Here is a 23,186-nt window from a genome sequence, read left to right as displayed (position 1 = left end):
CGTCTCTCTCATTCAGCGCGGCACCCCGACCGGTTGGATGTAGGTAACGGTCTGGGCCTCGCCCAGCGAAAGCGCCTCGGCGATCGCCGCCCGGTCGGCGCTGCCGCCGATGAGCACGGTTCCGAGTCCCTCGGCGGCAGCGAAGAGGTAGACGTTCTGCGCCATCACAGCCGAGTTCACATGGGCGCCGATGGCCATCGCCATCTCGTCCGCCGCGCTCTCGCCGGCGGCCTCGGCCAACCGGTCGCGGTCCGAGACGTAGATCAGAACGGCGGGCGCGCGCACGATGTAGGACTGGTCGCTGACGACGCCGCGAAGGTCCTCCTCGCTCATCGTTTCCAACACATTGGCCGCGGGATCGTAGCGACCGACACCGCCCTCTTGCGCAACGTAGAGGTCGACGTTCTTGGCCGAACGCCAGGCGGGCACGGTGCGGCCGTCCGAATCCTCGCGGTTCACTCCGTTCGCAGCCCAGAGGAGGCGCAGGAGCTGTTCTTGCGGGATCGCGGCATTGGCGAACCGGCGCGTGGAGCGGCGGTTGCGCAAGGCTTCTTCAACGGAGACGCTGGCAGCGCCTTCCGCTTCCTGCGCCCGCGCGGCTGTGGCGATCGGCAAAGTGATGGTGGCGGCCGTGGTGGCGGCCATGAAGCGGCGGCGGGAAACTTTGGTCATCGGTTGTTCTCCTGGTTTCGATGGGAAGAAGACTCAGCGCCATTGCGCCGAGAGTGCCTCGAGCACGTCGGTGCGGCTGATCTGGCCAACGAGGCGGCCGTCGCGCAGGACCGGGAAGCGGCGGAAGGTACTCGCCACGAAGCGCTCGGCCGCGGCGACGATGTCGGCGTCCGCGTCCAGCGTTTCGATCGCGGTGGACATGTGGTCGGCGACCGTACCGCCCCACTGCTTGTAGTAGGAAGCGTTCAACGCGGCCTTCAGGCAGTCGCGCTTGGAAAGGACGCCGACGAGCTCGCCGGACGTGTCGAGGACGCAGGCACCCGAGACGCGCGCACTGATCAGGATCGACACCGCTTCCACGATTTCCATCGTGGGCGACAGGGTCACGAGATCGGTGCGCATGTGATCGGCGACGCGGGCGAGCACCGGTCTCATCGCTCCCCTCCCCGCCCGCAGGACGCGCAGGAATGGCCGCAGGCGATGCCTCCGCACGACCCCTCGATCGGCTTGCGACCGAAGAGGATGCCGATCGCGAGGGCCCCGACTGACAGGAAGACAAGAAGCACCGCGAGAAGAATGGTGTGCATGAATTTCACGCCCCGTCAGGTGAGGAGACGCGCGGCAAAAGGCGCGTTCGCGCGGGAGACAAGCGTCTCCTTTTCGCGCAGGAGAAAGAGAGCGGGGATGGCGCGTGCGTTCGCGAAGGCGAGGCCCCGTTCGGGCCCCATCACGAGAAGAGCGGTGGCGAGTGCGTCGGCCCTCGTCGCGTCGGGAGCGATCACCGAGACGGAGGCAACGTCGTTCGCGACCGGGCGCGCCGTTGCGGGGTCGATCAGGTGGCCGTAGCGACGTCCGGCCAGCGTATAGCTGTTCACCGCGTCGCCGGAGGTGGCCAGCGCCTCAGCATCGAGCCGGACCAGATGGGCGACGCCACCTCGCAGCGGATCCTCGATGCCGAGCTGCCAGGGGCGGCCGGCAGGCGAGCGGCCGCTTGCGCGAAGATCGCCGCCGATCTCCACGAGGAAGTCGGCGTGGCCACGATCAGCAAGATGGGCTGCGACCCGGTCCACCGCATAGCCCTTCGCGATGGCGCAAAGGTCGAGCGACAGCGAGCCGTCACTCTTGTGGATCGCTCCGCTTCCAGCCGCAAGCTCGCGAAAGGCGCCGACCCGCGTCCCCTCGATCGGGCCGAAGCCGAAGCGGTTGGCTGCCGGACCGACGGTCGGGTCAAAAGCACCAGCGGTCTCGGCGGCGCAATCGAGGGCGGCGCCCGCGACATGGGCGAAGGGCTGCGAGACGCCGTGCCATCCCGCCGCCTGCGAGCGGTTGAAGCGGCTGATCTCGGATAAAGGCCGAAAGGGGTTCATCGACCCGTCCACCGCATCGAGGATCGCCTCGATCTCGTGCCGAAGATCCGGCTCGGACGCGCTCGCCAGAACCACCCGCCAACGTGTGCCGAAGGCACGGCCGTGAAGGGTCGAGCCATCGGCGGCGGCTGCGCGCGGAAGCGCGGCAACGAGGCCGGCGGCACCGGCACCAAGGAGAAGGGCGCGTCGGTTCATTCCGTCAGATCCCGAAATCGTCGTTGAAGATGGCGGAAGGCTCCACGCCGCATTCGTCGAGCATGGCGTAGACGGCCTCGATCATCAGCGGCGGGCCGCAGAGGTAGTACTCGCAAGCTTCCGGCGCCGGGTGGTCGCGAAGCATTGTGCGGAAGGCGACGTCGTGGACGAAGCCGGTCTCGCCGTCCCAGGCATCCCCGCGCGCAGGCTCTGAAAGCGCTGGCACGAAGCGGAAGTTCGGATGCCGGGCGGCGAGCGCCTCGAACTCGTCGCGGTAGAAGAGCTCGGCGGCCGAGCGCGCGCCGTAGAAGAAGGTGATCGCGCGCGCGGTCCCGACACGCTCAAGCTGGTCGAAGATGATCGCGCGCAAGGGCGCCATGCCGACGCCGCCGCCGATGAAGACCATCTCGGCCTCCGTCTCCTGCGCGGCGAAATGGCCGTAGGGACCGGCGATCTCCACCTGATCCCCCGGCTTCACGCCGAACAGAAACGAGGAGACGATGCCGGGAGCGGCGGATTTGAGCGCCGGAGGCGGCACGGCGAGACGGATGTTGAGCACGATCCGACCCTGGTCCGCCGGGCGGCTTGCCACCGAATAGGCGCGCGAGACCGGCCGGGACGTTCCGGCCCTCAGCTCGCGCAATTTCAGGCGGTCCCATTCGCCTTCGAAGGCCGGATCGATATCGATGGCCGAGTATTGGAGATCGAAGGCCGGCGCGGTGACCTGCACGAAATTGCCGGCGGTGAAGCGGAAGGCAGCGCCTTCGGGCAGATCGAGCACGATCTCCTTGATCAGCGGCGTGAGGGAACGCGTGGACGAGACGGTGGCCTGCATCGCGGAGACGCCGAGAATGTCCTCAGGCACCTCCACCGCGACATCGCCGCGCACCACCACCTGGCAGGCGAGGCGCGTACCCTCGCGAAGCTCGGTCGGAGTGAGCCTCGCCTTCTCCGTCGGCAGCGCCGTGCCCGCGCCTTCCACATGCGCGACGCGGCAAAGACCGCAGGTGCCGGCCCCCGCGCAGCCGGACGGGACGGGCACGCCGCCCCCATTCAGGATGTCGAGGAGCTTGAAGTTCGCGCGTCCTTCGATTGAGCGCTCTCCGTTCACGCTGACCGTCACCGGCCGCGCGGGCAGAAGGATCTCGCGCACCGAATGGAGCAGGAAAGCGAGCGCGAGGAGAAGCGCGACGGTGAGAAGAAGAGCGAGGAGGATCTCGGTCACAGGACGCGCACTCCCACGAAGGCCGTGAAGCCCATGGAGATCAGCCCTGTGACGATGAAGGCGATCCCAAGCCCCTGCAGTCCCGCCGGCACGTCCGCGTAGCGCAGGCGCTCCCGGATCGCGGCAAGCGTCAGGATGGCGAGCGCCCAGCCGATGCCGGTGCCCAGGCCAAACACTGCGCTCTCGGCGAGGTCGAACTGGCGCTCTACCATAAACAGCGAGCCGCCGATGATGGCGCAGTTGATGGCCAGCAGCGGCAGATAGATGCCGAGCGCGCCGTAGAGCGCCGGCACGAAACGGTCGAGCACCATCTCGATGATCTGCACCATGCCGGCGACGACGCCGATGAAGGTGATGAGGCGCAGGAACGAGAGATCGACCTCCGGCAGCCCGGCCCAGGCGAGCGCGCCGGGTGACAGGACATAGGCATGGAGGAGATGGTTGAGCGGAATGGAGAGCGACTGCACCACGATGAGCGCGAGGCCGACGCCGAGCGCGGTCTCCACGCGCTTGGAGACGGCGAGGAAGGTGCACATGCCGAGGAAGAAGGCGAGTGCGAGATTCTCCTCGAAGATCGAGCGCTGGAAGAGGTCGAGCATCAGGAAACCGTCCTTTCGCCCGCCCGCAGGGTGAATTCGGGCGCCTCCGCCTGCGCGGTGCGCCACGAGCGCAGCGCCCAGACGAGGAGGCCGAGGATGATGAAGGCGCTCGGCGCGAGCAGCATCAGCCGGAGGGGCTGGTACCAGCCGCCGGACGCCGCCGTTGGCAGAACGACCATTCCGAACAGCGTGCCGGCGCCGAAAAGCTCGCGAACGGCGGCGACCACGAGAAGCACCAGCGAGTAGCCGAGCCCGTTGCCGATCGCGTCCACCATGCTCGGCCCCGGCCGGTTCTTCGAGGCGAAGGCCTCTGTGCGGCCAAGCACGATGCAGTTGGTGGCGATGAGCGAGACGAACACCGAAAGGCGCTGGCTGATCTCGTAAGCGAAGGCGATGAGAATCTGGTCGGCCACGATCACCAGCGAGGCGATGATCGTGATCTGGACGATCAACCGGATCGAGGACGGGATGTGATGGCGGATGAGACTGATGATCCCGGCCGACAGCGCGAGCACCACCGTCAGTGCCACCGAGAGCGTCAACGCGGTGGACATCGAAGTCGTCACCGCCAGCGCCGAACAGATGCCGAGGATGTGGACGGTGACGGGGTTCTTGTCGACGAGAGGGTCGGCGAGCGTGCGAAGGGCGGCGTTCATCGGGCGGTTCCGTTGCGAAGATTGTCGAGGAAGGGCCCGAAGCCGCGCTCGCCCATCCAGAAGAGGAGCATGTCGGCGACCGCGTAGCTGGTGACCGTGGCACCGGAGATCCCGTCCACCTCGTAGGGGCCGCTCGCTCCGGAAGGTACGACGTCGATCATCACCTCGCCGTCCTCGAAGATCGCCTTGCCCGGCCATTGCCCCGTGAAGGACGGCTCGGCGACGCGCGCGCCGAGGCCCGCCGTCTCGCCCTGCTCGTAGACGGCGAAGGCGGCGACGGTGGACAGGTCGCCTTCGAGCGCAAGGTAGGCACGGATGGTGGACTGGTAGCCGGTGCCGCGCACCGGCAGCACCAGGAGCGCGATCTCGCCCGCCGGATCGGTGAGGAGATGGACAAGCGCATGGTTCTCGCGCCGCCCGATTCCTGCGAGATCCTCCGCCCTCGAAAGCTCGGTGCTCGTTGCGGGATCATCCGCCGCCGCGCTCTGATCGAAACTCGCGGGCTCGCGTTCCGGATCGACGATCCCTCGATCGAGGTCCACCACGAGAAGCTCCACCGCCGATTGGGCGAGGATCTCTCCGATGCCCGGCACGCCCTCGAGCATGGCGAGCATCTGCCGGGCACGCGCTTGTTCCACGTTCGCCGCCTGGATCGGGCGCAGCGCGACGGCGGCGGTGGAGACGAGGAGTCCGCAGCCGAGCGCGACGAAAAGCGCGACGAAAAGCGTCTTGCCGCGATCGTCGTTCGGCCGGGCCAGAATGCGGGCGAAGGGGTTGCGGGAACGCTCAGAGCGCATGACGGGCCTCCCGCCAGCGTGCGTGAAGCGCGACCACGAGCGCGTCGAGCGTCGGCGCGAAGATCGAGGCCATGAGAACGGCGAAGACCACCGAGCCGAAGGCGGGCCCAGCCTGCATGAAGAGACCGGCAAGAAGGCCGAGAAGCGCACCGTGAAGCCAGCGCCCCGCCTGCGTCGCGCCGGAGGCCACCGGATCGGCCCCGAGGAACACGAACGCGATCAGGACCCCGCCGGAGGAGAGGACGTCGAGCGGATCGGCGCCGCCCTGGAGCGCAAGCACGAGCCAGAGCATCGCAAAGGCGGCTCCGAGAAGGCGCCAGGAGGCCTGGCCCGCGAGGATCAGAAGCGCGAAGGCCGGCAGGACGGCAAGCAGCGGAACGCCGGGATCTTGACGATAGTCCGGGCTTGTGAAGGAGAAGGCGAGGAAGCAGAGCGTCGCCACTGCGGGATGCACGAAGCCCCGCCCGCGTCCGCCGAAGATCTCCTCGGCAAGGACGACGCCAAAACTGGCGCCGAGAAGGAGATGCCAGAGCGGCGCTTCGGCGGGGAGGAGCAGCGCCAGCAGCGCGGCGGTGACGAGACCGTCGAGGCGCATCGCACGCCCGCGAACCCGCGCGAAGACGAATGTCCAGCCGAGCGCGATGCAGGCCAGAACGGCAAAGCGCAGGAGCAGCGTCGGGCCCTCGATGATGAGAAGCACGGCCAGCGGGGGACAGAGCCCGGCCAGGAGCAGGGGCGGCTCGCCCGCTCGCCGAAGGGTCGATGCCAGCGCATTCATCGCGCCGCCTCCAGATCGTCCAGCGTTCGGCGCAGCAGCGCGCCGTAGTCTAGGCCGTCGAGATGGGAAAGGAGCGCCATGTCCTCCTCGCAGAGTTCGAGCGCCCCGAGCCGCGACGCCGTCTCGCTGTCGCCGATGCCGAGCGCGCGAAGGAACGGCACGGGCAGGATCCGGGCCGGCGCCGCGCGCTCGTGCGCGGCGTTCGGGATGAGCACGCCGGCGCTCGCCGCGAAGAGCGATCGGATGCGCTCCAGGCGCGAGGGCGACCGGGGCACCCCCTCACGCGGCAGCATCGCGCTGATCTGAAGGTCGAAACGGCCGAGGAAAGGCTGGTGCCGCCCCTCGACCGGGGACCCGGAAAGGAGGTGGGCCTGCCCGCTCGCCAGCTCGCCCACGGCGAGTTCGTCGAGCGAAGCCCCCGCAACCGTGCGCAAGAGGGTGGGCGCGGCCGCGAGCGGGCCAGCGAAGGAAACGATCCGCTCGGCCCGGACGTGCCCGGTGAGCAGCAGATGGCCGATCGACAGAACGTCGTCGTAGCCGATGTGCCAGACGGAACGCTCCGTGCCGACTGGGCGGAGGCGATGGATATGGGTGCCGGGCAGCCCGGCCGGATGCGGGCCCGAGAACGCGACCGGCGTGACACCGGCCGGGGCGGGGAAGTCGTTCTCGCCCGCTTGGCAAAGGTAGACGGGCCCGTCCGTCAGATGACGAAGCGCCTCAAGCCCGATGCGCAACTCGCTCCGCGCTTCCGCGATCGGTACGGCAGGGTCCGGGCTGAGCGGGCGCGTGTCGATCGCCGTCACGAAGATCGCGTCGCTCTCAGCACCCGGCACCGGCGTGCGGCCGAAGGGCCGCGTCCGGAACGAAGGCCAGAGGCCGCACTGGAGAAGCAGTGCGGCGACGCGCTCGCGGGTCATCTCGGCGCGCAAGGCGAAGCCGATGGCCTCATCGCCCTCGCGCTCGATGACAATGCGTTCGAGCGTCCGGCGTCGGCCGAGGGTGATCTCCCGCACGACGCCGGCCACCGGCGAGACATGCGCGATCTCGGGCGTGCGACGGTCGGCGAAAAGGCGCTCGCCCGCCCGCACCCGCGCGCCCTTCTCGACCGCCAGCGCGGGCCGAAGACCCGGAAAATCCGAGCCCAGAATGGCCACGCGCGAAACCGCAGCTCCGTCACGGATGCGCTGAACGGGCGCTCCGGGAAAGACAAGATCGAGACCGTTGCGGATCGTGATGCGGCGCATGGCGGACAGGGCCTTCAGTGCGCCAGGAGAAGCGGCACGGGCGTGTCGCGCAGGAGTGAGGACGTGACGCCGCCGAGGAACGCCTGTGCAAGGCGCGAATGGGCGTAGGCGCCCATGACGATCATGCCAGCTCCACTTCCCTCGGCGTGCTCGCGCAGAGCCTGCGCGACGTCGCGGCGCGCGGCCGTCAGGCAGGTCTGGGTCGCACGCACGTCGTGGCGCGACAGATAGACGGCGAGCTTCTCGCCGGGCGCGATATCGGAAACGTCCTTCTCGCCTTGAACCGTAACGATCTCCACCGTTTCGGCCGCCTGGAGCAGAGGCAAGGCTTCGCGGGCTGCACGCGCGGCCGGGACGGAGCCATCCCAGGCCACAACGATCTTTCGCGGCAGAGCGCGGCCATGGCCTGCAGGCACGCGGATGAGCGGGCGTGCCGTGCGGAAGATCAGCGCCTCGACGATCTCGATCTCGTCGCGCAGCGCCGAGCCGTGAGCGTCCATCACGATCACATCCTGCAGGCGCGCTCGCAGGGCCGCGCGGCCGACAAGTGCAAGGAAGTCGAGCGTTATGAGGTTCGTCTCCCGTTCGAGCCCGGCCGCGGCGGCAGCCTCGGCAGCGAAGTCGAGGCTCGCCCGCGCCTGCTCTTCCAGTCGCCTCTCCTCACGGGCCAGAAGGTCGAGCGGCATGTCGGTCAGAAGGCTGTAGGGGATCCAGGCGGGCTTGGGCGCCAGGAAATCGATCGTCACGGCGCCGCCGAAGGCTGACCCGAGGGCCACCGCGAAGTTCGTTGCCGGGCTCGGGACGGTGCGCTCCTGGGCCTCCGGGAGAAGCGTCAGCATGATATTTCGGTAAGCGTGCGGCATCAGAGAGCTCCGGATCGTTGGGCGGAAAGTTCAGGCGGCGAGTTGGTGAGGGCGGCGCAGCCGGACGCGACGCGCGCCCGTGGTGCTCGTCTCGCCGTTGGCGGAAAGGCATGTCATGGCGCGCGACACGGTCTCGATGGTCAGGCCGAGATGGTCGGCCATGTCCTGACGGCTCATCGGCAGCTCGACCTCGAAGGGGTCGCCTAGCCGTTCGGCGACCCCTTCGATGAAATGAAGGACGCGAGACACGGCGGCCTGACGGCAGAGGAGCATGTGCTCCTGCGCGCGCTGGAGCTCGTCCTCGGCGTGGCCCCAAAGGCGGCGCGCAAGGGCACCGTCGAGGGCGGCAAGATTCTGGAGCGTGGCGCGTGGAAGGACGGTCAGTTCGCAGGCGCTCACCGCCTCGGCGAAGAAGCGATGCCGGCGCCCAGGCTCGAAGCCGAACATCTCGCCGGCGAAATGAAAGGCGTTGATCTGACGCTTGCCGTCCGCCTCGTAGCGGCCGACGCGCACGCAGCCTGCGACGATGAGGTAGACTTGGTCGGCCGCCGTCTCCTCCGCATAGAGGCTGGCACCGCGGCCGACCGGAAAAGAGCGTCCATGGGTGGCGAAGAGGTCCTCAATCGACCGGATCGCGAAGCGCGGACAGGCGCTTGCGGTGTAGACGCCGGGAAATTCGATCGTACAGGGCGCTTGCATTGGCCCGGTCCCTTCTGGGATTGAAGCTCCCGAAGGCCTACGATGACTTGGCGCGCGGCGACATTCAGAGGATGTCCGTAAGGAGAACTACCTAAGTCTTGAAACCTCCCGCCGACCGAACCCCTCACGCCTCTTCGTCGCCAAGGCGTTCGCTGCGCACCGTCCTGTTCGGCGTGTTCGTGGCGGTCGCTGCCGTCGGCGCCGCGGCAGGCCTTCGGCTCCTGACGAAAGCTTATTTTTCCGACGACCAGCCCTTCCTCCTCTTCGTGCCGGCGGTCATCGCGGCGGTGGCGATCGCCGGCGCGGGGTCCGGGGCGGCAGCCACCATCCTTTCGCTTTTCGTCGCACCGCCCCTTCTCGGCCATGCGCACGGCCTGCCCCAGCATCTCGGCTCGACGGTCACCTTCGCGCTCGTCGGCCTCTCGATCTGCCTCTTCGGAGCCTGGCTTCACCGCACGCGCGGTCTGGCTGCGGCGGCTGCAACCGATCTCGCGCGCCGTGAGGCCCATCTCCAGTCGATCCTCGACACGGTGCCCGACGCGATGATCGTCATCGACCGCGACGGGATCATGCGCTCCTTCTCCAAGGCCGCGGAGAAGCTGTTCGGGTGGAGTGCGAACGAGGCGCTCGGGCAGAACGTATCGATTCTGATGCCGCAGCCCTACAGACGGGACCACGACGGCTACATCGAGCGCTACGAGCGCACCGGGGAGCGGCGCATTATCGGCACGGGACGCGTGGTCGTCGGCCAGCGGCGCGACGGCTCCATTTTTCCGATGGAGCTGGCCGTCGGCGAGATGCAAGGTACGCGCGAGCCCTTCTACACCGGCTTCATCCGCGACCTGACCGAGCGCCAGGAGGCCGAGAGCCGCCTGCAGGACCTGCAGGGCGAACTCGTTCACATCTCCCGTCTCTCGGCCATGGGCGAGATGGCCTCCACGCTTGCGCACGAGTTGAATCAGCCGCTCTCTGCGATCGCCAATTATCTGAAAGGCTCGCGCCGGCTTCTCGACCGGCCGGCGGACGAGGAGGCGGCGATCCGGCTGCGCGCGGCGCTCGAGCGGGCCGGCGAGCAGGCGCTGCGCGCGGGCGAGATCATCCGACGCCTGCGCGACTTCGTCACGCGAGGGGACGTGGAGAAGAAGATCGAAAGTCTGTCCAAGCTGGTCGAGGAAGCGAGCGCGCTCGCGCTCGTCGGCGCACGCGAAAAGGGCATCCGCATCGAGATGCGCTGCGAGGCCCCCGAACACGTCCTGGTCAACCGCGTGCAGATCCAGCAGGTGCTTCTCAACCTCATACGCAACGCCGTGGACGCAATGGCGGACGCGGAGCGGCGCGCGCTCGGCATCCGCATCGAGAGCGCCGAGGATGGCATGGTGCGCATCGCCGTGTCGGACACGGGGCCGGGCGTCGATCCCGCCGTTGCCGAACGCCTGTTCCAGCCTTTCGTGTCCACCAAAAGCGAGGGAATGGGCGTCGGGCTTTCGATCTCGCGCACCATCGTCGAGGCGCATGGGGGCCGTATCTGGTGCGAAGAGAACCCCGGAGGTGGAACGATCTTCCGCTTCACCGTCCCGGGCGTTTCCAGCCAGGAGTTGAGGGGATGACCACCGAGCCGAAGGTTCACATCATCGACGACGACGCGGGCGTGCGCGATTCGCTGGCGTTCCTGATCGACACGGCGGGCCTGCCGGTCGCGACCTACGCCTCTGCGCCGGCCTTTCTGGCCGCGCTCGCGGAGCCGTTGCGCGGCTGCGTCGTGACCGACGTGCGCATGCCGCAGATGTCGGGCATCGATCTCCTCAAGCGCCTCAAAGCGCATGAGGTGCCGCTGCCGGTGATCGTAATGACCGGTCATGGCGACGTACCATTGGCGGTGGAGGCGATGCGCGAAGGGGCTGCGGACTTCATCGAGAAGCCTTTCGACGACGACGCGCTTCTGGCGTCCGTCACCGCCGCGCTCGACAGCGAGGAAGGATTGCACCGATCCGACGAGGAGCGCAGCGAGATTCAGGCGCGCGTCGAGACGCTCACGTCGCGCGAGCGTGAGGTTCTGAACGGTCTCGTGGAAGGGCACGCCAACAAGCAGATCGCCTTCGACCTGCAGATCAGCGCCCGGACAGTGGAAATCTATCGCGCCAACGTCATGACGAAGATGCGGGTGCGCTCCCTTCCCGAACTCGTCCGTCTCGCGCTGAAGGCCGGAGTCCTGCCGGGCTGACAGCCCGCTGACGATGTCACAGGGCACGGGTTTGACGTCGATCAAGGCGCAGCGGTGCTGATCGGTGTCTGATGCTCCTTCCGCACTCCCGCGCCGGTCCACCGCGCATGATCCTATCCGCCGAACCCCGAAGGCCGACCATCTTCGTCGTCGAGGACGACGCGGCGGTGCGCCGTTCGCTGGAATTCGTGCTCGAACTGGAGGGCTTCCTCGTCGTCTCCTTCCCGAGCGGGGGAGCGGCGCTCGGCCATCGGGGCCGTCAGGGATGTGACTGCCTGGTGGTCGATCTGAGGCTGCCCGATTGCGACGGTCTGAACCTCATCGAGCTTCTGCAGGCGCGCAGCCCGACCCCCGCGATCCTGATCACGACCTGTCCCAAGCCGGCCGAGCGTCGGCGCGCGCAAGCCATGGACGTGGTGCTGGTGGAAAAACCGCTTCTGGGAAATCGCTTCGTGAACGAGTTGAAACGGCTCGCCGGAAACCATTGACGCTTCGGGCTCAGGTCGCCGGCGAAAGGCGACCGTTCCGCATCAGGAAGCGGCGATCCGCCACGCCCGCCGGAAGCTCGGCGTGGGTCGCGAGGATCACCGTGCGCCCTGCGCACGCCCCGGCCAGGTCCTGAAGGAAGGCAAGCTCGGTATCGCGGTCGAGGCCGCTTGCCGGCTCGTCGAGAACGAGGATCGAGGCAGGCGACAGAAGCGTGCGGGCCAGACACAACCGCCGGCCCTCGCCCGCCGACAGCGTGCGCCCGGCTTCGCCGAGTTCCGTATCGAGACCCGCCGCAAGCCGGCGAACGGTGTCCGCCAGCCGCGACTTCTCCAGCACCATCCAGAGCTCGGCGTCGGTGGCGTCTGCGCGCGCGACGAGGAGATTGTCGCGCACCGTTCCCATGAAGACCGGCGCGTTCTGCTCCAGAAGCGCGATGCGACGGTGGAGTTCGCTCTGCGTAACGGCTCGCAGATCGGCGCCCGCGATCGCGATCGAGCCGGCGGTCGGGTCGGCGAGGCGCAGGAGAAGGGCGAGCAGCGTCGACTTGCCGCCTCCGCTCGGACCTTGGATGGCGATCCGTTCGCCGGAGGCGACCGCCAGCGTGACACCGTCGAGCACCGGCCGGCCATCGCGGTAGCGGAAGGAGACGTCGTGAAGCACAAGATCGCCACCGCTGGCCAAGGCGACCGGCGCGGCCGGATCGGCCACGAGGGAGGGGGTGTCTGCGATCTCGCGAAGACGCTTAGCGGCCGCGATCGCCGCCCCGAGCTTGGCGACGCTCTTCACCGTCAGCGCACTCGTTTCGAAGGACCCGATCACCGCCAGCGCGAGGCCGGCCAGCACCGGGCCGGCGAGCGTGCCAGCCTGTACGGCTTGGATGCCGGGAACGAGAACGCCGAGAAGCGCTGCGCCCGTGAGAAGCTGAACCGCGCTGGCGGCAAGGCTCGCGCGGGTGCCCATCCGGCGGCGGAGGGTGCTGAGTGTTGCTGCGGCTTCCGCATGCCGTTCCAGGGCGACATTAGCGGCACCGAGCCCGCGCAGGTCGCCGTGCCCCTCGATCCCGTCGAGCGTCGCAATGCGCAAGGCGGCGGCGGCCGCTACGATCCGCGCCCCGAGGCGGCGCGTCGACAGGACAAGGAGAAGCGGAACGAGGATCGCGGCGCCCAGGAAGGCCAGGACGTAGAAAAAGCTAGCGGCCGGCAACAGAAACCAGAGCAGGAGCGATACGCCGAAGCCCACCGCGACCGCAGTCGCCAGTGGTCCGATCGCTGTAATAAAGACGATGTCGAGGGCATCGACGTCGGCGGTGAGCCGCGAGACGAGATCGCCGTGACGCAGGCCCTCGCCCCTTCGCAGCCCTTGCGGAAGAAGCACCCCGAAGAGCCAGGCCCGGATGTCCGCGAGAATGCGCAAGGTGGCGTCGTGTCCGACGAGTTTCTCGCCGTAGCGCGACAGGACGCGGAGGAGCGAGAGCCCTCGCACGGCCGCCGAGGGCGCGAAGAGGTTGAAGGACAGGAGGGCGGTGGCGAGAAATGCGCCGGTCAGGAACCAGCCCGAGACGCCGAGCAGCGTCACGCCCGCGGCCAGCGTGACCAGCGAGAGCGCCAGCGTCGCCGCGAAAGCGCGTGCGTGGCGGCGAAAGAGCGGATGGAAGGCGAGCAGCGCGTTCATGCGGCATCTTCCGTTGCCGCAGCGGTGGAGGCCGCATTGGCGGGTACGAGCAACCGGCCCGCCGAGAGGCGCACCGTGCGATCCATGCGGGTGGCGAGCGCGGCCGAATGGGTCGCGACCAGAAGCGTGCGGCCGCGCGCGAAGCGAAGAAGCGCGTCGAGAACGAGTTGTTCGTTCTCCCCATCGAGATGGGCCGTCGGCTCGTCGAGAAGGATCACCGACGGATCGCGCAGATAGAGCCGCGCAAGGCCGATCCGATGCCCCTCGCCTCCCGACAGGCCGAAGCCGCCCTCGCCCACGGGCGTATGAAGCCCGAGCGGAAGCTGGTCGGCGAAATCGGTGACGAGCGCCGCACGAGCGGCCTCGCTGACCGCCTGCTCGGATGCGTGCGGAAGGCCAAGCGCGATGTTCTCGGCGATCGTGCCGTGGAAGAGCCGGGGTCGCTGGCCGATCAATGCGACCCGCTCGCGCAGCTCGTCCTCCGGGATGTCGCCGAGTGCAGCGCCGCCGATGCGGATCTCTCCGCCCGCAAGACTGCGAAGCGCCGCGCAGGCTTCCAGAAGCGTCGTCTTGCCCGAGCCGCTGGCGCCGAGCAGCGCGACATGCTCGCCGGTTCGCAAGTTCAGGTCGCTGTCGCGCAGGATGGATCGCCGGCCGCCCGGCGTTTCGAGCGCAAGCCCGTGCACCTCCACTGCGAGCGCGCCAGCCGGCAGCGTGCGAACCGCCGACGGCGTGTGCGGGAACGGCGTCTCCTCGCCGAACGCCGCCTCGATCTCCGCGGCCGCGGACATCGCGCCGGCGCGGTCGTGGTAATGCGCGGCCATGAGGCGGAGCGGGTGATACACCTCCGGCGCCATCAGAAGGCAAAAGAGGCCGGCCGTCAGCGTCAGCTCTGAGCCGAAACGGAGGTCGATCATCTCCAGATAGGACAGGCCGACATAGAGCGCGACGCCCGCCACGCCGAGCGCGGCAAAGAACTCCAGCACCGCCGAGGAAAGGAAGGCGATCCGCAAGACCCGCATCGTGCGCGCGCGCAGCTCCTCGCCGGTGGTGCGCATCGCCTCGGCCTCCGCTTCGGCCCGCCCGAAGAGCTTCAGCGTCGAAAGCCCGCGCAATCGGTCGGCGAAGTATCCTGAAAGTCGCGAAAGCGCGCGCGCCTGTGCGTTCGCCGCGCCTTCCGCGCCCCAGCCGACGAGCGCCATGAAGAGCGGAATCATCGGCGCGGTCAGGAGGAACAGGAGCCCGACCACGACATCGACAGGCATCACCGCCGCTGCGAAGGCGATCGGCAGGAACGCAGCCTGGACTGCGGCGGGCAGGAAGCGGGCGAAGAAGCCGTCGAGCGCTTCCGTCTGATCGACCATCGCGCTGGAGAGTGCGCCGGATGAGCGGCTCGCGGTCCAGTCCGGATTGTGGGCGAGCATGCGCGCGAACAATCGTGCCCGCAGGTGCTCCTTGATGCGCTCCGCAGCGCCGATGCCGGCGCGCTCTCCCGCGAAGGCCAGCACCGCGCGAGCGGCGACGAGCCCTGCCAGAAGGAACAGGAGGCGCGAGAGTTCCGCGAGGGCGGTGCCTTCCGCGATCACAGCGTTCAGAACCGTCGCGAGCACGCCCGCCTGCGCGACCAGAAGCCCGCCCGACAGGAGCGGGAGGACGAGCGCGACAAGGAGCGGCGCGCCGCCGTCGCGCCTCAGTCCCTTCAGGAAGCGGCGCTGGCGCCGAGCCTCCTCGCGCGATTGTCCGACCCTGCCGCTCATGCGCCTCGTCCCACTTGTGTTTCCCGCGAAGTGGTAGCGGGCGCAAGTCGCCGGGCCCTTGATCGAGATCAAAGCCGCCGGAACGGGCGGGTCTTAAGCCTTGCCCGTACCCGGCCGGAATCGGCCTCTCACCAAAGGGCGGACTGACCCATGGTCGACATGACGGTCGTCGAACTGTCGCGGCTGCAATTCGCGGCGACGGCGATGTATCATTTCCTCTTCGTGCCCCTGACGCTCGGACTCTCCTTCATGATGGCGATCATGGAGAGCGTCTACGTGATGACGGGCCGCGAGATCTGGCGCCGCATGACGCTGTTCTGGGGTACGCTCTTCGGCATCAACTTCGCCATGGGCGTGGCTACGGGCATTGTGATGGAGTTCCAGTTCGGCATGAACTGGGCCTACTACTCGCACTATGTCGGCGACATCTTCGGAGCGCCGCTGGCGATCGAGGGCCTGATGGCCTTCTTCCTCGAAGCCACCTTCATCGGCCTGTTCTTCTTCGGCTGGGACCGGCTGTCGGCCGTTGGGCACCTGATCGTCACCTGGCTCGTGGCGCTCGGCGCCAACCTTTCGGCCCTGTGGATCCTGATCGCCAACGGGTGGATGCAGAACCCGGTCGGCTCGGTGTTCAACCCCGACACGATGCGCATGGAGATCACCGATTTTGCCGCCGTGATCTTCAACCCGGTGGCGCAGGCCAAGTTCGTGCACACGGTTTCCGCCGGCTACGTCACGGGCGCGATGTTCGTGATGTCGATCAGCGCCTGGTTCCTCCTGCGCGGTCGCCACACCGATCTCGCCAAGCGCTCCATGGCGGTGGCAGCCTCCTTCGGCCTGGCCTCCGCCCTGTCCGTCGTCGTCCTCGGCGATGAGAGCGGCTATGCGGCGACCGAGCACCAGAAGATGAAGCTCGCCGCGATCGAGGCCATGTGGGAGACGGAGGCCGCGCCCGCCGGCTTCAACCTGTTCGCCATTCCAGGCGACCGCGAGAACTCCTACGTCGTCCACGTTCCTTACGCGCTCGGGCTCATCGCCACGCGCTCGCTCGACGGTGAGATCCCCGGCATCCTCGACCTCGTGGAACTGGCGGGAACGCGCATCCAGAACGGCCTCGTCGCCTACGGTGCGCTGCAGGAGATCCGCGCCGACGCGGGCAACGAGGCAGCGCGCGAGACCTTCGCGCAGAACTGGGGCGACCTCGGCTACGCGCTGCTTCTCAAGCGCTACCGCGACGACGTCGAGAACGCGACGCAGGAGGAGATCACCCAGGCGGCCTTCGACACCGTGCCAGGCATCGCGCCGCTCTTCTGGACCTTCCGGATCATGGTGGCGATCGGCTTCTACCTGATCGTGTTCTTCGCCTGGAGCTTCTTCCTCGCGTCCAAGCACCGGCTGGGTGAGGATCGCCGTTTCCTCCACGTGGGGCTGTGGAGCCTGCCGCTCCCCTGGATCGCCATCCAGTCCGGCTGGTTCGTGGCCGAGTACGGACGCCAGCCCTGGGCCGTGGAGGGCGTGCTGCCGACCTTCTACGCCGCGTCCGACCTCTCAGTGACGAGCCTTGCGATCAGCCTCGGCTTCTTCACGACGCTCTACTCGGTGCTCGCCGTGATCATGGTGATCCTGATGCTGAAGGTCATCAAGGCCGGCCCCTCCAGGACCAACCAGCTCATCGACGGCTTCACCGGCGGCGCGCACGTGCCGCAGGGCGCGGCCGCCGCGCCCGACCGCCACTGAACGCTCCGCCAGGGAAACCCGATCATGACCACGATCCCTCTCGACTATGAAACCATGCGGCTGATCTGGTGGGCGCTGCTCGGCATCCTCCTCATCGGCTTCGCCCTCACCGACGGCTACGATCTGGGTGTCGGCACGCTCCTACCCTTCGCGGCGCGCACCGACGAGGAGCGCCGCCTTCTCGTCAACCTCGTCGGCCCGACCTGGGAAGGCAATCAGGTCTGGCTGATCCTCGGCGGCGGCGCGATCTTCGCGGCCTGGCCGGCGCTCTATGCGGCGAGCTTCTCCGGCTTCTACCTGGCGATGATCGTGATCCTGCTCGCGCTCATCCTTCGCCCAGTCGGCTTCAAGTTCCGCGGCAAGGTCTCGGACCCGCGCTGGCGCGCGACGTGGGACTGGGCCCTCTTCATCGGCGGCTTCGTGCCGGCGCTGATCTTCGGCGTGGCGGTCGGCAACGTCCTCCTTGGCGTACCCTTCGGGCTCGATGCCTCACTGCGCCCGTCCTACGCCGGCTCCTTCTTCGGGCTGCTCACGCCTTTCGCGCTTCTGGCCGGGCTCGTGTCGGTGTCGATGGTGATCATGCACGGCGCGGCGGTGATCATAGCGCGCACCACGGGACCGGTCGCCGCGCGCTCGCGGCGCTACGGCATGGGGGCGGCCCTGGCCACCCTCGTCCTCTTTGCCCTTGGCGGCCTTTGGGTGGCCTTCGGGATGGACGGCTACGTCGTTACCAGCCTGCAGGACACCGGCCTTCCGTCGAACCCGCTGGGCAAGACCGTGGCGGTTGAGACGGGGGCCTGGCTTGCCAACTACACGGCCTATCCGTGGACGATCGCAGCGCCGGTGCTGGGACTTGTTGGCGCCGCGCTCGCCTTCCTCGGGTTGAAGGGCAATCGCTGGAAAACGGCGCTCGCGGGCTCTTCCCTTTCGATCGTCGGCATCATCGCCACCTCGGGCCTCGCGCTCTTCCCGTTCCTCCTGCCGTCCTCGCTGAACCCCGCGATCAGCCTCACCGTCTGGGACGCGTCGTCGAGCCATCTGACGCTGTTCATCATGCTCGTCTCGACGGTGATCTTCCTGCCGCTGATCCTTCTCTACACCGCCTGGGTCTACCGCGTGATGAGCGGCCCGGTGACGGCCGAATCCATCGGCCGCAATCCCAACGCCTACTGAAGGAGCTTAACGCGATGTGGTACTTCTCCTGGGTTCTCGGCGTCGGCCTCGCCTGCACCTTCGCCATCCTCAACGCCATGTGGTTCGAGATGAAGGAGGATCGGCGCCTGTCCGCGCTGCCGCTGCCCCCCGGCGCGGGAGAAACACACGTGCCGGGCAGCGACGCATAGCTTCCTGCGCCGGCTGCGGTCCGAAAGCTCTTCAAACCGATTCTCGACTGCGACGTGCAGAACCCGCGAACGTCGCGGTCAACCGCAGCTTTCCGCCTGGATGGTGAGATGTTCGAGGCTGCGAGGTCGTCCGAACAGGAAGCCCTGGACTTCTCCGCAGCCCGCGCCGGCGAGAAACGCCATCTGGGTTTCTCGCTCGACGCCCTCCGCTAGGACCGCCATCTGGAGGCTGGCGCCAAGCATCAGGATCGCTTTGACGAAAGCCTGCGCCTTACCGTCATGTTCGAGGTCCGTGGTGAAGGAGCGATCGAGCTTGATGCGGTCGAAGGGAAACAGACGCAGGGTCTCGAGCGACGAAAAGCCGGTGCCGAAGTCGTCGATGGCGATCGCGACGCCCATGGCCTTGATCTGGCGAAGAATGTGAAGCGCGCGCTCACGGTCGTTAATGACGGCCGTCTCGGTGATCTCGAGCTCGAGGCAGTGTGGAGCAAGGCCGGTCCGCGTCAACGTCTCGCGCACTTTGCCGATGAGTGACACATTGCCGAGCTGAAGCGGCGACAAATTCACGGCGATGCGGGTAAGACCGCGGCGGGCCGCTTCGCGGCACGCGGTTTCCAGAACCCAGTCTCCGAGGGCGACGATCGCGCCGCAGCTTTCGGCAATCGGAATGAAGCGTACAGGCGAGATGAGCCCTCGTTCTGGATGACGCCAGCGCAGAAGCGCCTCGTATCCGATGATCTCCTGCCCGGAGACGCTGCGCTGCTCCTGGTAGTCGAGATAGAACTGATCGCCATGTTCGAGTGCCCGCCAGAGGTCGGCAGCAAGCTTGCGCTTCTCGCGCTCGGCCTCGTCCATCGACGCCTCGTAGAAACATACCTTCTCGATCAGCGCGGCCTTGGCGCGGTACATTGCCAAATCCGCATTGCTCATCAGCTTCTCACGGCTGTCAGCGTCGGCCGGGAAGTTCGCAACACCGAAGCTCGCTCCCAGGACGAGGTTGCAGTGCTGAAGGTCGATGGACTCCGAGAGCGCGCCCTGCGTCCGCGCGATGAACGCTTCCAATTCGCCGGCGTGCCGGTACGACTTGAGCGCTACGAACTCGTCACCACCGAAGCGGCCAATGATCTCGCCTTCGCGAAGATCGGCGGTCATACGTTGTGCGAGCGTCTTGAGCACGGTGTCGCCGACGGCATGGCCATGGGTGTCGTTGATCTGCTTGAAGCCGTCGAGATCAATGTTCACGAGCGCGACCTTCCCGCCTGCGCCGGCCAGCGCGCCGATCGCGTCGTCCAGTCGCTCGACGAACTGGACGCGGTTCGGCAGGCCTGTCAAAGCGTCGTGCCTTGCCATGTGCGCGATACGCTCGGCATTGTGGAAATGTTCGGTTCTATCGCGCGTGATCTTCGCGAAGCCAAGAAGTGATCCGTCTTCCTCGAAGATCGGATCGATCACGACGTGCGCCAGAAACGAAGTGCCGTCCTTGCGGTATCGCGGACCCTCGTCCTCGAAGCGGCCTTCGCGGAGCGCCGTCGCCAGATTGCGATCCGGCACCCCGGCCGCTTGATCGGCTACGTCATAGAAGACACGATAGTGTCTGCCGACGATCTCGTCCTCGGTATAGCCTTTCGCGCGCTGAGCACCGGCGTTCCAGTTGGCGACTGTACCGTCCGGGTTGAGCATGTAGATCGCGTAGTCGGTGATGCCCTTCACCAGAAGCCGAAACGAACGTTCGGAGTCCTCCGCCCGCGTTTCGTGTTTTCGGCTTTCACGGGCATGCACGACAGCTTCGGTCACGTCGTCATAGGTCAGGACCGCTCCGCCATCAGCCAATGGTCGGCAGACGATGGACAGCACCGAACCGTTGTCGAAGTGATGCCGCACCGCCGTTGGTTCGGACCGCGTCATCCAGAGGCGATGATTGTCGATGATCCGCACTGTGCGTGCTTCGTCCCACCCCACCACAGGCGCCAGCGCACGCAGGAATCCATGGAAGGGCATGCCGATCGGAACGGATGCCGATGAAATTCGGAACAGGCGCGGAATGGCGGCGTTGCACAGCATGATATCACCGCCGGCGTCGACGACGATGACACCCGTCGCCATGTTTTGAAGCGCTACATCGCGCGGCTCGGGCGCGGCGAGATGCAAGGCGGTTTGGTTCACGTTGCCCCCAGGCGGCATCAACTCGCGGACGGCAACGACCACCTTCCGTAGGGAAATGGACTACGGCAGCATCCTTATGTTTCCATCAAGAAGGCCCGCCCGTTTCAGACATGCGCCAATCTGACACATAGCAGGGTACGTGAACTCCTCAGGTTCAAGACGTGCGCCGGGCTCTCGTCGGTGGACGTCGAGTTGCCCCGGCCTTATCGAAAGGGGCGGGCAAGCTGATCTTGACGTTACTGCCTTTGATAGGGATGGCTAGCATGGCTTTCGGACGGACAACTCTCACCGAAACCTCGACGCGGGTTTGCCGGTGAAAGTTTCCGATCCCTGCGAAGGGCAGCCTCTGCAAGCGTCACTTCATCCAGATCTGAAGGCTTTCGGAGACGCGGGCGAACTCATCGGCTGCTCCTTCGTCGCGTGCATACCCGCCCGGAACGAAGAAGCTCACATCGCCCGCAGCCTTTCCGCGCTCGATGCCGACCTCGATCGCAGCGATGGCGTGGTGCTTGTCGCCAATGGCTGCCGGGATGCGACCACGCAGATTGCCCTTCGCGTCATGAGCGGGTGGCAGCGGCCCTGGCTTCTCGTGGACTGTCATTTCCGCGAGGGGCTCGGCACAGCGCCTCTCGCGCGTCGCCTGGCGTTCGATGTCGCCGCGGACGCGGCGCCATGCGCCTCTCTCTTTTCGACGGACGCCGATACGGTCGTGCTCCCCGGGCTGCGCGCCGCCTACGCGGCAGACCTTGCTCGCGGCTTCGACCTCGTCTGCGGACGGATCGGCTTTCTTCCGGAGGAGGCCTCTCTGCTGCCTGCGGCCGATCCGGCGAGCCAGGCGCTTGTCCGGGAATATCGCCAAACCTCGCGCGAGATCGCGGCGCTCCTCTGCCCGGACCCCGACAATCCCTGGCCGAACCACGGCAATATCGGCGGCGCAAATTTTGCGATCGCGGCGGGAGCCTACAGGAAAGCCGGACCGTTGCCGACGCCACCCTCCGGCGAGGATCGGGCGCTGCGACGGCGCTGCGAAGCTCTCGGCATGCGCATCCGCTATGCGGACGAGCCCATAGTGCACACATCCTGCCGCCTCGACGGACGCGCACGCGGTGGGCTGGCCGACGAGCTCGCGCGCGATCGGCTGGAAGAGGATCCTGTCGTCGACGAACTTCTCGAGCCGGCCGACGCCCTGGTCCTGCGCTTACGGGCGAGGGCCGCATATCTCGGCGCTCCGTCACGGCAGGGGCGCTCGGAGGCGCTCGGCGCGCTCACCCTCGACCCAGCGGATGCCGCGCGGCTTGCTGCGCAGGGCGGCCCGCTCGCATGGCAGGAGGCCGAGGATCTCAGCCCGCGTCTCCGCCGGACGAGGTTGCGCCTTTCCGATCTTCGGCGACTGATTCCGGCCCTGCGTCTGGCGCTGGACGAAGCTCGAGGAGCTCCATTCGATAGTCGCGCGTCTCGTGAACCGCTTCGGTGACGAACTCGTCGCCGAGGGCCGCCGCGAAGAAATCGAGCGCGTCGCGACCGCTGAGAGGCGTATCCGTCCGGCCACGATAGCACACGGCGAGCACCGACCCGCCCGGATTGAGAAGGTCCCGAACCTGCGCGGCGAGTTGCGTGAGTTCCGCCTCGCCGAGAAAGTAGAGGACTTCGGAGAAGACGATGAGATCGTAGCCGCCGGCCGGCATGGCATCTGGCATCGTGCCGGTGACGAAACGGGCGCTCGAACCCCACCCCATCGCGTTCGCCCGATCGACGATCAGCGGCTCACGATCGAAGCCGATGGCCTGCGCTGTGATACCGGCCTGCAGGAGGGCCGCCGTCAGATGCCCTTCCCCACATCCAGCCTCCAGCATTCGAGGATAGCGCCGCTCCCCGAGCAGGTTCACAGCCGCCTCGCGCTTTTCGAGCTCGTAGGCGGACGAGCGCACATGCCAGGGGTCACCGCCTTCCGCGTAGAGCTCGGCGAAGTGCTCGGCACCTGGGCCGGTGCCGGGAAGAGCCAGCCAGGAGCAGGGCTCGAATGGTCCGCAGGCGTCGTCGATGAACCACGCCGGTAGCGCGAACCCGTCGGGATCGTCGTCCACGACCCGTCCGAGCTGGCTCGCATGCTCGTCGATCGCCGTCCTCTTGGCACGCGGGTCGGTGCGAAGACGGAAGGGCGTCAGCGCGTCCTCCCTCCAGCCATCCTCTGCGTCCAGACGGCGGATCCAGACTTCGTAGAAGATAATGCGAAGTCGAGGCATGCGGCCGCGAAGAGCCGAGGCCATGGCCGCGGCGGCATGATGGTCCGGATGCGGATCATCGGGATGGGGAGCGGCCAACGCCGTCGCACCGAGTTCGACGCAGAATGCAGCCACCTCGTCGATGGCCGTGGAAAAACCTGCGCTACGCCCGGAGGCGCCGTCCGGCAGGGCAAGCCGCAGGTAGCGTGCATGGTCGCAGCCCAGTGCGCGCACCGCGGCCTCCTGCTCGCGTGCCCTGATGGCCCCCAGCCTCTTCGCATCGAAGGTTCGTGAGGAGCGATGCGAACCCTCCCCGTCCGTCATGGCGACGATGCCGAGCGGCCGTCGCGACCGCCCGGCCTCGCGAATGAAGGTCGAGCATCCGATGGTTTCGTCGTCCGGGTGCGGCGAGAGGATCACCAGGCCGCCCTCGCCGACAAGGCGGGCAGCGCCGGCGACGGGTGCCGACGCCATTCGCTCTCGCCACC

General features: G+C 67.5%; 21 protein-coding genes. 6 read left to right on the top strand and 15 right to left on the bottom strand.

The annotated features are described in order from the left end of the window. Positions 1-12 precede the first annotated feature (12 nt). The 11 genes from H1343_RS04885 to H1343_RS04830 all read right to left on the bottom strand — a co-directional run bounded on the left by H1343_RS04885 (position 13) and on the right by H1343_RS04830 (position 9,095). A complete protein-coding gene (locus H1343_RS04885; protein ID WP_185984805.1) occupies positions 13-672 on the bottom strand; it encodes a nitroreductase family protein in 660 nt (219 codons plus the stop codon). 33 nt (positions 673-705) lie between these two features. Next, positions 706-1,107 (bottom strand): CBS domain-containing protein, encoded by a 402-nt coding sequence (locus H1343_RS04880; protein WP_185984804.1) that lies wholly within the window; start codon positions 1,105-1,107, stop codon positions 706-708. A gap of 167 nt (positions 1,108-1,274) precedes the next feature. Further along, complete coding sequence (locus tag H1343_RS04870; protein ID WP_185984802.1) at positions 1,275-2,234, bottom strand: FAD:protein FMN transferase; 960 nt, start codon at positions 2,232-2,234, stop codon at positions 1,275-1,277. A 4-nt stretch (positions 2,235-2,238) separates the two neighbouring features. After that, positions 2,239-3,459: an NADH:ubiquinone reductase (Na(+)-transporting) subunit F gene (gene nqrF / locus H1343_RS04865; protein WP_185984801.1), complete on the bottom strand. Its 1,221-nt coding sequence runs from the start codon at positions 3,457-3,459 to the stop codon at positions 2,239-2,241. Next, entirely contained in the window at positions 3,456-4,058 is a 603-nt protein-coding gene (gene nqrE / locus H1343_RS04860; RefSeq protein WP_185984800.1) for an NADH:ubiquinone reductase (Na(+)-transporting) subunit E, read from the bottom strand. Before nqrE ends, nqrF begins: the two co-directional genes overlap by 4 nt. Further along, positions 4,058-4,714, bottom strand: a complete 657-nt coding sequence (locus tag H1343_RS04855) for an NADH:ubiquinone reductase (Na(+)-transporting) subunit D (protein ID WP_185984799.1) — start codon at positions 4,712-4,714, stop codon at positions 4,058-4,060. Before H1343_RS04855 ends, nqrE begins: the two co-directional genes overlap by 1 nt. Further along, positions 4,711-5,511, bottom strand: coding sequence for an NADH:ubiquinone reductase (Na(+)-transporting) subunit C (gene nqrC, locus H1343_RS04850; protein ID WP_185984798.1), 801 nt, complete (start codon positions 5,509-5,511; stop codon positions 4,711-4,713). Before nqrC ends, H1343_RS04855 begins: the two co-directional genes overlap by 4 nt. Next, entirely contained in the window at positions 5,501-6,289 is a 789-nt protein-coding gene (locus H1343_RS04845) for an RnfABCDGE type electron transport complex subunit D (protein WP_185984797.1), read from the bottom strand. The genes nqrC and H1343_RS04845 overlap by 11 nt, the downstream gene beginning before the upstream one ends. Continuing rightward, positions 6,286-7,533: an NADH:ubiquinone reductase (Na(+)-transporting) subunit A gene (locus tag H1343_RS04840; protein ID WP_185984796.1), complete on the bottom strand. Its 1,248-nt coding sequence runs from the start codon at positions 7,531-7,533 to the stop codon at positions 6,286-6,288. Before H1343_RS04840 ends, H1343_RS04845 begins: the two co-directional genes overlap by 4 nt. A gap of 14 nt (positions 7,534-7,547) precedes the next feature. Beyond that, positions 7,548-8,372, bottom strand: coding sequence for a universal stress protein (locus tag H1343_RS04835; RefSeq protein WP_185984795.1), 825 nt, complete (start codon positions 8,370-8,372; stop codon positions 7,548-7,550). Positions 8,373-8,426: 54 nt separating this feature from the next. Beyond that, a complete protein-coding gene (locus H1343_RS04830) occupies positions 8,427-9,095 on the bottom strand; it encodes a helix-turn-helix domain-containing protein (protein ID WP_185984794.1) in 669 nt (222 codons plus the stop codon). A 98-nt stretch (positions 9,096-9,193) separates the two neighbouring features. Here H1343_RS04830 and H1343_RS04825 point away from each other — a divergent pair, with 98 nt between their 5' ends. The 3 genes from H1343_RS04825 to H1343_RS04815 all read left to right on the top strand — a co-directional run bounded on the left by H1343_RS04825 (position 9,194) and on the right by H1343_RS04815 (position 11,804). Next, complete coding sequence (locus H1343_RS04825) at positions 9,194-10,702, top strand: sensor histidine kinase (RefSeq protein ID WP_246333340.1); 1,509 nt, start codon at positions 9,194-9,196, stop codon at positions 10,700-10,702. Further along, complete coding sequence (fixJ, locus tag H1343_RS04820) at positions 10,699-11,316, top strand: response regulator FixJ (RefSeq protein WP_185984793.1); 618 nt, start codon at positions 10,699-10,701, stop codon at positions 11,314-11,316. Before H1343_RS04825 ends, fixJ begins: the two co-directional genes overlap by 4 nt. Before the next feature lie 107 nt (positions 11,317-11,423). Beyond that, positions 11,424-11,804 carry a response regulator gene (locus tag H1343_RS04815; RefSeq protein ID WP_185984792.1) on the top strand — a complete coding sequence of 127 codons (381 nt, stop codon included), beginning with the start codon at positions 11,424-11,426 and terminating at the stop codon, positions 11,802-11,804. Positions 11,805-11,814: 10 nt separating this feature from the next. Here H1343_RS04815 and cydC read toward each other — a convergent pair whose 3' ends face one another. Continuing rightward, positions 11,815-13,476 carry a thiol reductant ABC exporter subunit CydC gene (cydC, locus tag H1343_RS04810; RefSeq protein WP_185984791.1) on the bottom strand — a complete coding sequence of 554 codons (1,662 nt, stop codon included), beginning with the start codon at positions 13,474-13,476 and terminating at the stop codon, positions 11,815-11,817. Further along, positions 13,473-15,233 carry a thiol reductant ABC exporter subunit CydD gene (gene cydD, locus H1343_RS04805; protein WP_185984790.1) on the bottom strand — a complete coding sequence of 587 codons (1,761 nt, stop codon included), beginning with the start codon at positions 15,231-15,233 and terminating at the stop codon, positions 13,473-13,475. Before cydD ends, cydC begins: the two co-directional genes overlap by 4 nt. Before the next feature lie 150 nt (positions 15,234-15,383). Here cydD and H1343_RS04800 point away from each other — a divergent pair, with 150 nt between their 5' ends. Genes H1343_RS04800 through cydX form a run of 3 tightly spaced genes read left to right on the top strand, consistent with a single transcriptional unit; the run spans position 15,384 to position 18,313 of the window. Next, positions 15,384-16,970 carry a cytochrome ubiquinol oxidase subunit I gene (locus H1343_RS04800; RefSeq protein WP_185984789.1) on the top strand — a complete coding sequence of 529 codons (1,587 nt, stop codon included), beginning with the start codon at positions 15,384-15,386 and terminating at the stop codon, positions 16,968-16,970. 24 nt (positions 16,971-16,994) lie between these two features. After that, positions 16,995-18,143 carry a cytochrome d ubiquinol oxidase subunit II gene (cydB, locus tag H1343_RS04795; protein ID WP_185984788.1) on the top strand — a complete coding sequence of 383 codons (1,149 nt, stop codon included), beginning with the start codon at positions 16,995-16,997 and terminating at the stop codon, positions 18,141-18,143. Between the two features lie 14 nt (positions 18,144-18,157). Next, positions 18,158-18,313 (top strand): cytochrome bd-I oxidase subunit CydX, encoded by a 156-nt coding sequence (gene cydX / locus H1343_RS04790; protein WP_185984787.1) that lies wholly within the window; start codon positions 18,158-18,160, stop codon positions 18,311-18,313. A gap of 78 nt (positions 18,314-18,391) precedes the next feature. Here cydX and H1343_RS04785 read toward each other — a convergent pair whose 3' ends face one another. Both H1343_RS04785 and H1343_RS04780 read right to left on the bottom strand, forming a co-directional pair. Then, positions 18,392-20,416, bottom strand: coding sequence for a putative bifunctional diguanylate cyclase/phosphodiesterase (locus tag H1343_RS04785; protein ID WP_210270083.1), 2,025 nt, complete (start codon positions 20,414-20,416; stop codon positions 18,392-18,394). 1,400 nt (positions 20,417-21,816) lie between these two features. Next, on the bottom strand, positions 21,817-23,172 hold the full coding sequence (locus H1343_RS04780; protein ID WP_185984785.1) for a bifunctional PIG-L family deacetylase/class I SAM-dependent methyltransferase: 1,356 nt from the start codon (positions 23,170-23,172) through the stop codon (positions 21,817-21,819). Between the last annotated feature and the right edge of the window lie 14 nt (positions 23,173-23,186).

The organism is Aureimonas mangrovi, assembly GCF_014058705.1.
GTDB lineage: Bacteria > Pseudomonadota > Alphaproteobacteria > Rhizobiales > Rhizobiaceae > Aureimonas > Aureimonas mangrovi.
This window is presented reverse-complemented; position numbering and strand designations above follow the sequence as displayed.